Source organism: Pseudomonas sp. PME37.24/025 (assembly GCF_055556615.1).
This window is the reverse complement of sequence record NZ_JBVHNK010000205.1, coordinates 1-271: the sequence shown is the minus strand read 5'-3', so window position 1 is coordinate 271 and position 271 is coordinate 1. Positions and strand designations below refer to the sequence as shown.

Sequence of the window (271 nt, the reverse complement as noted above, 5' to 3'; positions counted from 1 at the left end):
AAGCGCGGTCAGCACGGCCGTCTTCAGGCCGCTGAAGCTGAATTCGAGGCCCGGGCGGTCGGTCATCGGGCGCGCGAAGCGGAATACGCCGGAGGTCCCACGCTCGGCGAGCTTGGCCAGCTCCGGGCCGCCCGGATACGGCAGGCCGAGCGCCTTGGCGGTCTTGTCGAAGGCCTCGCCGGCCGCGTCGTCCAGCGTCTCGCCGAGAATCTCGTAGCGCCCGACGCCGTCGACGCGCGCCAGCATCGTGTGGCCGCCGGACACCAGCAGC

Annotated in this window: 1 pseudogene; it reads right to left on the bottom strand. The window is 72.3% G+C overall.

Annotated features, from left to right (window positions below):
* Positions 1–271, bottom strand: a pseudogene (locus ACZ3HH_RS30085) (tRNA (adenosine(37)-N6)-threonylcarbamoyltransferase complex transferase subunit TsaD); the annotation flags it as partial.